Source organism: Flavisolibacter nicotianae, from assembly GCF_003628535.1.
In the GTDB taxonomy this organism is placed as follows: domain Bacteria; phylum Bacteroidota; class Bacteroidia; order Chitinophagales; family Chitinophagaceae; genus Flavisolibacter; species Flavisolibacter nicotianae.
This window is the reverse complement of the sequence record NZ_RBCI01000005.1, coordinates 362,990-371,726: the sequence shown is the minus strand read 5'-3', so window position 1 is coordinate 371,726 and position 8,737 is coordinate 362,990. Positions and strand designations below refer to the sequence as shown.

Genomic DNA, 8,737 nt, shown 5'->3' with positions numbered 1-8,737 from the left:
TCTTCGATGTGATAGGTGCGATTGAGGATAGACGTGTCGCCTTCAAGCCAGAGATAGTCGGCTTTCTCAAAATTCCAAACATGCAAATGCGTATCGATCATGCGGTCTGTCATTTCAGTTTTCATTTTTAATAACTTCTTCCGGTGCCGGAAGTCGTCTACAATTTGCCGGTTGTATTCGCCCAGGCGGGGTGCTTCCACGAATGACACCAGCTTTTGTCCATCCACGCGGATCGGGCAACGGGTCGTGGTGATTTCAAGACGGTTTGAAGTCTTCACTTTGATCTCCATGTCCAGCACCTGGTAGCCTTCTTCCTGCACCAACTCATCGTAGTTCAGCACTTTTGCACACCAGATATCTGCCGGTTGCAAATGGCCAGCCACTATTCCGTTTTGTTTTTTACCAGGTGAATGGCCAGTTCGTTCTTGATCTCATCCCGCTTGCTGAACCATTCGCTCCTGTCCTGAAACCTGTTCAGGCCGGGACAGTGCAGCAAACCAGCTAGCACCAGGATGTCACCCATTGCCACTGCAAGATAACCGTTTGCCGTTTTGTAAATACCATAGGGCGCCGCAATGTAGGCATGCCCATTATTGATGCTGCTTTGAACCGGCAGCTCATTGCCATCATTGTAAAAACAGGTCAGGACCTCGAACTGGAAATCAAGAATGCTTTCGAACATGCTCACCTGCACAAGGGCTCCTTCACCGCTGTTGAAGCGCTGGAACAAGGCGGCTAAAATGCCCTGCGCCACGTGTGCACCGGCCAGGACATCGGCAACAGCGACGCTCATCGGTGTTGGCGTGTGTCCATGGTTGCTACTCAGCTAGGCCAGAAAACGATTGCAACAACCGGTCCTGCCCCGGTAAATCTTTCCACTGGCTTTCCTTTTCGTAACCGCTGATCTCCGCATAAACAAGCGCAGGATTAAGTTTTTTAACGGTATAGTAGCCAAGACACAGGCGCTCTATCACACCGGGACGAAATTTGTGCAGAAGCAAGTCGGCCATTTTTTCCAGTTCTTTGATGGCCTGGAGATACTCTTCGTTCTTGAGGTCAGCGGCAATGCTTTCCTTGTTGCGGTTGATGGTATGAAACAGCAGGCTGCTTTCATCGGCCCACATATTTTTGACGGCCAGTTGCCGACGGGTATCGCCGCCTCTGGGCCGTTCGATCTTGATCATACATCGTTCAGCCGGGATCCAAAAAATGGTCACCGATCTTTTTTCCGTTCACGCTCATCTCGATATGTCCCAGGCCGGAAATGAAAACCGTCGCTTTTTCCAGAGGCTTTTGCAGGGAAATTGTCTTCCGGAAAAGTGGCAATACTTCTTGATGTTGGCGCCTTTGCCGCTGCCTTTTCCATGTTCGGCAGATATCGTCAACAGTGAATCGGGCAATTTTTCATAAACTATCTACTGCTCTCCCTTCTAGTCTTCCTTTACAGGCAGCCCCATTTGCCAGGAGTAAATAGCGCCCCATGGCGACGCTCTTTTTTGCTGGTCCCAGACCTGCACTTTGCAGAAATAGGTTTTTGCCGGCACCAGCTTTCTACCTGCATACAAACATGTAACGACTGGCCGGAAATCACCCGGTGCGAATCCCACGGGTTTCCTTTGTTTGTCTTCAGCAGCACAGGATCCTCTGCAACCAGGATGCGGTTGGCGAATTGGGACACGCCCTTTCCTGGAGAACTAAGTTGCCAGCCCAGCGACGGAGCAGATTTCTCCACGCCCAATGGCGCTTCCGCACTTTCACAAAACAGTCTTGTAACAACGATGTCCTCTGAAAAGGCGCCCTGCGAAAAAAGGAGCAGGAAGACCAGCCAGTGTCGTTTCATTTTTTTTCCGGTTTACAATTCCACGATTGCCTTGATGACTCCCGTTTCGGGTTTGAGCCAGCTTTCAAACTGTTCTTTCACCTTGTCAAACTTCACACGGTGCGTGATATAGGTTGCGGGTTTCACCAGGCCTTTTTTCATGCTTTCCATCACGTGTTCAAAATCCTGCCGCGTGGCATTGCGACTGCTCATGAGCGTTGCCTCCCGCTTGTGAAATTCCGGATGTGAAAAGCAAATTTCTCCTTTTTGCAAGCCCACCAAAACATACCTGGCACCGTGCGCCATGTATTGAAAGGCGCTGTTGATCGCTTTTAGATTCCCTGTCGCATCGACCACCACCGTTGGCATATCGCCGTTGGTGATTTTCTTCAGCAGCGCGAGGGCATCTTCCCTCAACGGGTTGATGGTTTCGTGGACGGCCAGCTTTTCTTTGCAAAAGGCGAGGCGGTTGTCATTGATGTCCATCACAATCACATTGCCCCCGGCAATTCTGGCAAATTCAGCCACGCCCATGCCAATGGGTCCGGCACCCACCACCAGTACAAATTCACCTTCCCTTAAACCGGTCCGGCGCACACCATGCGCTCCAATCGCCAGTGGCTCCACCAGGCTTAACTCATCGTAGCTCAGACCCTCGCCGTGCAGGAGGGATGACGACGGAACGGAAAGATATTCAACAAAACCGCCGTTCACATGCACACCGCAGACCTTAATGTTGGCGCAACAGTTCGGCAATCCCGAACGGCAGGCAATACAGGTCCCGCAATTGAAATAGGGAATGAACGAAACACTTTCGCCAAGCTGGAATCCCGGTGCGTCGTCAAAGGCCACCAGTTCTCCCGACAGCTCGTGTCCCAAAATCCGCGGGTATTCAAAGAACGGCTGTGTGCCTTCAAACGCATGCAGGTCGGTACCGCAAATGCCGATGCGTTTGATTTTGATGATGGCCTGCCCTTTTTGCAGAACAGGCTTCTCCCGTTCCTCGTAAGCAAACTCTCCTGGTTTGGTACATACCAATGTTTTCATTTGTTTCTGCTTTATTGCACGTCAAGCGCATTGATCGATTATCCCTTTGCGTCACCGGCCGCGAACACAACTTTATAATTGCCGGCGTTGATCATGCTGCCTGTCGTGGTATTGATATAATTCGATTTTCCCTGTCGTGTTGGTGTCAGCTCAACGGCTTCTTCTCTTATGCGTATTCCGTCGGCGGCAACCAGTTGCAAATATCCCCGAAATGTCTGTGAGGTTAAATTGTTGTACGAAATCGTGAGGGAATAGGTATCACTCACGCCAACGGCGATCTGCCATTCCTATCGGTTCCGCGGTGAAGCGGTTTCGAAAATAAAACGGTCCTTTCCATCGACTTTTCCCTTGCTCAGACCGGGTCCTTTCAACACGGCGTTAACGGCCTTGTAGCTCCCACAGGCCTCAGGTCGTATGCCGGTTCCATAGAGGTGGCGGGTAACGCAGTCACAAAATAATTCGCTTCGTCCAGTACCAGGTGTCCACCTTACGCCATTCTCTTTTTGTATACCGAAAAGGCCACGCCGTCGTCAAGCTGTACCAGGGCCTTCGCAGCATTGAACGACTGCAACCTGTACCCACCAGGTATCTGTAAAATAAAACTTCACGCGCCACCTCTGATCGATTCTTCCATTGCATCCCGCCCATCGAACTGCCAGTACAAACCTGAAGGCAACAACTTTTCAGCCTCCCATGCTTTGTAACCGGCATCCAGCGCCCCGATGTTTTTTTCAGGAAATCTTTGTCCAGGTTGACGAGGTAGCGATTGTACACGGCATTCTGCAGCCAGCTGCTGAATGCGTGCAGGTGCGGCTTGGGTGTTTGCGGATCGATATGCAGCCAGAAGTTGATGCAATCATCCAGGTATTGCTGATTGTGCAGCCAGCGAAGCTCGTAGATGCGATGTCCCATTTTTGTGTTGATTTCTGTGCTTCCGCCGGTGTAAAGCCACCAACGGAAAACAGGATAAAAAAGATATATAGCGTCAATCGTTTCATGTATGGCTATTTCATCTACTGCGGTTAAGAAATCGCTTCTACACCACTGCTTCGCCAGCTAGCTGAAGCAACATTCTCGTCACAGGCTATGCTCCTGTCATCGGAACGAGAGAAAGACTGCCCAGAACATTTTCCCAAACAAGTCTAAACAGATATTCAGGGATAACATGAGGATTGAAGCCCTTTTTTTATGCAATCGTTACCGATATCGATTGCAACTGCATAAATCGGTATTTTTTTGCTGGGTTTTACCGTTTTTGTCAACAGTCAAAAGACTAATATAGGGATGTTAGCGCCGGGTAGAAACGAAGTGCGTCAAGCCTTCACTTGCCCCGGTTTCGCAAAGATGATAACGACTCCCGTTCACCATGGCCAAAGTCATTCATGCGAAAAGACGTGCACATCGGAAAGGCAGACGTTGCATGAGGAAATGTGAAACAACCCGTTTCCAAAAACAAAGTTTCAAAATTCTTAAAAGGCGGCTGCCTTCTTCCAATATAGAGGCATATAGATGTTCCAGGCGCCTGCTTTTGCCATTAATCCAGGAAATGCAAGACAGGAGATTCCCGGGATTTTAAATCCTAACCCGGAATCCAGCGCCGACACCTCCAGACTACTTTCGCTAGTGCAATTGTTTTTCGCAACACGTAAAGGAACATTGCACCGACATCAAAGATGTTCCAGGAATTGAATGACCTTTTCAAGGTCTTCCCTTTTGGTAAAGTCAACCTTGTTTTCTTCCAGATAGCGCTCAATCTGCCGCTGTGCTTTGGGAAAAAGCATCAGCAGGTTCTTTTTGCCCGCCGGGACGAACCGGTTGTTATTGTCGCCAAAATAGTAGTTGCGCACTTTTCGCAGGTCTACGTCTTCATTGATCGCTAAACTATAACGGCTTCCTGCTGTGTTGTAGGAAGTATATGATGTAATAGCAGAAGTCGTACTCGCGGTATTAAAAGCGCTGTTCACTTTGTTCCCGCCTACACGCCAAACTTGTTTTTCAGCCAATCTTGCAACGTGATTGGCGGCGAGAAGCCGCAGGTAACCTTGCTCGTAATAAAAGGTGTCCTTATCAATGGAAATGTAGCTGATTGTTTTTTCGTTTGCCAGCGCAAGGGTGTCACCTTTTGGATCGATAAAATGGATTTCATCAAAAAGGCAGTTGTAATTCAGTTTCGCGGCTACCACGGTTCCATCTCGGAAGAAAACTTTGCCATCCGTGAATTGCGGATTAAAAAGCACATCTGCCGGTGTTAGTACATCCATGATTTTACTGCCCGCTTTCATTTCAACAAAGGTTTTGTTTTGTGCAAGCAAAGCAATTTGGAAAAACAAAGCAGACAGCAGGAAAAGTGAGTATTTCATGAAGCAGCGGTTAAGAATGATTAAATATAATCAATTGATGCTCTACCGGGCAAAAGGATAAAAATATCATACAGGCCATGCTGTTGTCTTTTTCCCTGGTTTACAGACATGGCAACGATTTGCGAACGAACCTGCAATACATCGTAGGCTCAATCACAAAACTTCGCACAGTGTGAAATTGTAAAAAGAAATCGCCTTTTTCTTGCTACGGACAACGTCAAGCCTTTTCATACAAAGTCCAGCTTGAAAAATCAGCCGATTGCGCATGACTTTGTAAGGCTATAAGAAAAAGAAACAGCCAAACGTTAGTCTTGGCTGCATGGTCGAAAAAGGAGTTGCTTCACTTCTTAAACAAGCGATTTCTTTGCGTACTGGAAACTTTTTGTAATACTGTCGTACACGGGAATTTTTGTTTGATCCTGCTCGATAAAGAAATACTCCATGCCGGATTCTTTTTTGTGTTTGAAAATCTCTTTATAATTGATAATTCCTGTCCCAACTTCTGTAAAGAGTTGTTCACCATCGGTGGTAAACGTGGGGGCTGCTTTTCTGGCCATATCTTTTACATGCCAGAGTTTGATTCTGCCCGGGTTGGCTTTGATCAACGTAATGGGATCGAGGCCTGCCCGCTTTATCCAATACATGTCCAGCTCGAAGCCAACCAGCGAGGCGTCCGTTTCAGTTCTAAAAATGTCGAAGCCGGTTTTTCCTCCGCCCCAATCCTTGAACTCAAAGTTGTGGTTATGGTAGAGCAATTTTAAGCCGGCTTTTTTCGCCTCTTCCCCCGCCAGGTTCAGTTTTTCGGCCAGCCTCTTATAATCGTCTAAACTGGTGCGCATGTTATCAACGAGAAAGGGAACGACTATGTATTCGTGGCCCATTTTTGCAGCATCCGCTACCGTCCGTTTCAGATCCTCACGGTCACCTTTTGTCAGAAAGTCGATCATCATATAATGTCCGCTGGGCGTTTTCAGGTGATGTTTTTTAAGAAGGGCGGAAAATGCCTCCGGTGTTTTCCCGAAAAATTTTCCTTTGTCGTACCCAAAGACCTCAACCGAGTTATAACCAATCCCAGCGACTTTGGCGATGGTCGATTCCAAACCCTTTTGAATTTCATTGCGAACGGTGTATAACTGCAGGCCGATCAGCTCTTTGGTTTTAAACCAGGAGGAATTCGTCAATAACAGGCCCGTGGTGGCAAGGGAAGTTTGTTTGAGGAAGGTTCTGCGGGTGTGCATAGTCAATCGTTTATTCGTTATGACAAAATTATTACCTGCCGTCGTTGCAGGAGGTTTTACAATTTACAGCAAGTTTACGTGGATCATCAAACCAGTCAGAAATTGTTGCTTTTTATTCAATCAGTGGCTAAATCAATTGCCGATTGATAGGGATCTCCTTTTCTTTTTTCACTCGCGGGTAAAAAACGGTGGGTGAGCCATCTTGCAGGACCGTTAAGCGGATGCATCTCTGCCCATCCCCTGATGTCGAAGCAGAGTGGAACAGGAAATAAGGTCAATCCAATCAGCAGGACGAGGTGCAGTTTTCCAACAAAATTTATTGCCATTCACTTTGAATTACAAAGTGCTTTTTTTATCTTTGTAAAACCAAATTAAAAACAGACATTATGACTTTGCAGAACAAACGACTGACCGGAATCCTGCTCACAGTCGCACTCCTCCTGCTTGTACCATTTCTTGCCATGCAGTTTACCAATGAAGTAAACTGGACTCTTGCTGATTTTGTCGTGGCAGGCGCCCTGCTTCTCGGCACCGGACTTTCGTGTGAACTTGTTCTGCGAAAGGTTAAAAAAACCCGGTACCGGATCGCTATCTGTGCTGCCATTCTCCTTGCACTCGCCCTCATCTGGATTGAACTCGCCGTCGGAATCTTCGGTACACCTTTGGCAGGGTCCTAACAAATCTGCTCATCCGGATACCTCGCAATCATCTGGCCCAGCACACTGCTGGTCGATCACTTTGCACAGAGGTGCGACACACGTTTTTATCGCTACGTCTCCCCAAAATCAATAACCAGGATTCTGTGTGATACTGCCGCCCGATTTGTCGATCTCTCCCTGCGGAATGGGGTAAACATAATTGTAGTCCTGGAAATTTTTCCCAGCCGCTGTCAATACCTGTTTAGCGATTTTCCATCGTTTCAGATCGTTAAACCGTGCCGATTCAAAACCGAGTTCCACTCTCCTTTCCTGTATCAGCCAGCTTTTGATCAAGGCTTTGTCGGTTACTGTGCCATCGCGGTCGGGTAAGGTACCGGCAGGCGGCATAGTGCCATCGATCCGCACGGTGGTTCTTGCCCTTGCTCTCACTTTATTGATCAGCGCAATGGCCTGTGCCGCGTTACCCAGTTCATTGTAGGCTTCGGCTTTCCACAGCAAGGCATCGGCAAAGCGGATATAGATTTTGTTGGTTGGTGCATCATCGTTTCCCTTATACGTTGTATTTGTAGCTCCCAGGAGTTTGTACACGGCTTTTTGCGGAACATTGACGGTGTATTCGAGGCGGGGATCATTCGGCTCAAAGGCATTCAAAAAAGCAGTGGTGGGTGCGATGAAACCCCAATCCAGCGGAGCCGATATCCCGTTGCCGTTGCGTGGTGTTTGCCCCGACTGGTGATCATAGGCAAAGATCACTTCGTTTTCCGCAAACTCCTTTGTCACGTCGAAGCTGTCGAAATACCGAGCATTCAACGAATAGCCCAATGTCTCCAGTTCGTTCACTGCGTTGATGACATCCTGCCATTTGGCCGTGTACAAAGCCACCTTAGCCTGCAGGGCAATCACGGCACCTTTCGATACCCGCCATTTCTCGGTATTGTCGGAATACTTGCTGGTGGGCAATAAGGTTTTTGCCTGCGCAAGATCGGTATTGATCTGCGCAAGAACGTTGTCTTTCGATTCCCGTTTTGAAACGCTGTAGGCTTCGGCAAAATTTTCCAGGGGCTTCAGCAGCAAGGGCACATCGCCAAAGTTGTTGACCAGGTCGAAATAATAAAAAGCCCGGAGAAAATAAACTTCGCCCAGCAACCGGTTTTTCAATTGCGGATCAAGCCCGATTTTCGTCGTCAACGCCTGGTCGCTGAGATAGCTGATGGCCAGGTTAGAGCGTGAGATGCCTTCATAGTCGTAACTCCATTGCCCGTTAAAACCCTGGTTGCTGGCTGTGAAATTGAAAGAGGAAACCTGGTCCATCCAGGCCTGGTCGCCATCCGGATTCCATTTTTTCTGTACATCATCACTGGCCATGTCATACAGAATATAATCGTTGCGGAAAACGGTGCCCAGGTCCCAGCGCCATTCCCCCAATATATTCAGCGTATTGGAAAGCATCTGGTACGACGATTTCACTGACGACTGAACGGTATTCAGCGTCGGGTCGGTGCTGATCTGGTTGGGTGTCAGCAGCCCGATCGGGTCTTTGTACAACTCTTTTTTGCAGCTATAGCCTGTCAGCAACAGTCCAACGGCTACTAGTTTATAGATCGGTTTCATATA

10 protein-coding genes and 2 pseudogenes are annotated in these 8,737 nt (G+C 48.2%); 1 reads left to right on the top strand and 11 read right to left on the bottom strand.

Annotated elements, in window-relative coordinates; all coding sequences use genetic code 11:
• The 10 genes and pseudogenes from D6024_RS16180 to D6024_RS16135 form a co-directional block, all read right to left on the bottom strand.
• Nucleotides 1–383 (bottom strand): annotated as a pseudogene (locus D6024_RS16180) (CoA transferase); the annotation flags it as partial.
• The gene (locus D6024_RS27450) at nucleotides 383–793 is read right to left on the bottom strand and encodes a CoA transferase (RefSeq protein WP_121355675.1); all 411 of its coding nucleotides are present in this window, start codon (nucleotides 791–793) and stop codon (nucleotides 383–385) included. The pseudogene D6024_RS16180 and the gene D6024_RS27450, both read right to left, overlap by 1 nt.
• A 25-nt stretch (nucleotides 794–818) precedes the next feature.
• Nucleotides 819–1,184: a CoA transferase gene (locus D6024_RS27445; protein WP_121355674.1), complete on the bottom strand. Its 366-nt coding sequence runs from the start codon at nucleotides 1,182–1,184 to the stop codon at nucleotides 819–821.
• A gap of 7 nt (nucleotides 1,185–1,191) precedes the next feature.
• Nucleotides 1,192–1,326, bottom strand: coding sequence for an alpha-L-rhamnosidase N-terminal domain-containing protein (locus D6024_RS27620; protein WP_205573297.1), 135 nt, complete (start codon nucleotides 1,324–1,326; stop codon nucleotides 1,192–1,194).
• 104 nt (nucleotides 1,327–1,430) lie between these two features.
• A pseudogene (locus D6024_RS16160) lies at nucleotides 1,431–1,840 on the bottom strand (glycoside hydrolase family 78 protein).
• Nucleotides 1,841–1,852: 12 nt separating this feature from the next.
• Nucleotides 1,853–2,866: a zinc-binding alcohol dehydrogenase family protein gene (locus D6024_RS16155; RefSeq protein WP_121355671.1), complete on the bottom strand. Its 1,014-nt coding sequence runs from the start codon at nucleotides 2,864–2,866 to the stop codon at nucleotides 1,853–1,855.
• Between the two features lie 38 nt (nucleotides 2,867–2,904).
• Nucleotides 2,905–3,132, bottom strand: coding sequence for a hypothetical protein (locus tag D6024_RS16150; protein ID WP_121355670.1), 228 nt, complete (start codon nucleotides 3,130–3,132; stop codon nucleotides 2,905–2,907).
• A 181-nt stretch (nucleotides 3,133–3,313) separates the two neighbouring features.
• Entirely contained in the window at nucleotides 3,314–3,778 is a 465-nt protein-coding gene (locus D6024_RS16145; RefSeq protein WP_121355669.1) for an MGH1-like glycoside hydrolase domain-containing protein, read from the bottom strand.
• Between the two features lie 755 nt (nucleotides 3,779–4,533).
• Nucleotides 4,534–5,226 carry a hypothetical protein gene (locus D6024_RS16140; RefSeq protein WP_121355668.1) on the bottom strand — a complete coding sequence of 231 codons (693 nt, stop codon included), beginning with the start codon at nucleotides 5,224–5,226 and terminating at the stop codon, nucleotides 4,534–4,536.
• A 347-nt stretch (nucleotides 5,227–5,573) separates the two neighbouring features.
• On the bottom strand, nucleotides 5,574–6,464 hold the full coding sequence (locus D6024_RS16135; protein ID WP_121355667.1) for a sugar phosphate isomerase/epimerase family protein: 891 nt from the start codon (nucleotides 6,462–6,464) through the stop codon (nucleotides 5,574–5,576).
• 386 nt (nucleotides 6,465–6,850) lie between these two features.
• Here D6024_RS16135 and D6024_RS16125 point away from each other — a divergent pair, with 386 nt between their 5' ends.
• Nucleotides 6,851–7,141 carry a hypothetical protein gene (locus D6024_RS16125; RefSeq protein WP_121355665.1) on the top strand — a complete coding sequence of 97 codons (291 nt, stop codon included), beginning with the start codon at nucleotides 6,851–6,853 and terminating at the stop codon, nucleotides 7,139–7,141.
• 108 nt (nucleotides 7,142–7,249) lie between these two features.
• Here the strand turns inward: D6024_RS16125 and D6024_RS16120 are convergent, their stop codons facing one another.
• A complete protein-coding gene (locus D6024_RS16120) occupies nucleotides 7,250–8,734 on the bottom strand; it encodes a RagB/SusD family nutrient uptake outer membrane protein (protein ID WP_121355664.1) in 1,485 nt (494 codons plus the stop codon).
• Nucleotides 8,735–8,737 lie beyond the last annotated feature (3 nt).

What these genes read in the sequence shown, in the direction of transcription:
- D6024_RS27445 (WP_121355674.1), bottom strand. Translation starts at nt 1,184, where the DNA reads ATGATCAAGATCGAACGGCCCAGAGGCGGCGATACCCGTCGGCAACTG.
- D6024_RS16155 (WP_121355671.1), bottom strand. Translation starts at nt 2,866, where the DNA reads ATGAAAACATTGGTATGTACCAAACCAGGAGAGTTTGCTTACGAGGAA.
- D6024_RS16125 (WP_121355665.1), top strand. Translation starts at nt 6,851, where the DNA reads ATGACTTTGCAGAACAAACGACTGACCGGAATCCTGCTCACAGTCGCA.
- D6024_RS16145 (WP_121355669.1), bottom strand. Translation starts at nt 3,778, where the DNA reads ATGGGACATCGCATCTACGAGCTTCGCTGGCTGCACAATCAGCAATAC.
- D6024_RS16120 (WP_121355664.1), bottom strand. Translation starts at nt 8,734, where the DNA reads ATGAAACCGATCTATAAACTAGTAGCCGTTGGACTGTTGCTGACAGGC.
- D6024_RS16140 (WP_121355668.1), bottom strand. Translation starts at nt 5,226, where the DNA reads ATGAAATACTCACTTTTCCTGCTGTCTGCTTTGTTTTTCCAAATTGCT.
- D6024_RS27450 (WP_121355675.1), bottom strand. Translation starts at nt 793, where the DNA reads ATGAGCGTCGCTGTTGCCGATGTCCTGGCCGGTGCACACGTGGCGCAG.
- D6024_RS16135 (WP_121355667.1), bottom strand. Translation starts at nt 6,464, where the DNA reads ATGCACACCCGCAGAACCTTCCTCAAACAAACTTCCCTTGCCACCACG.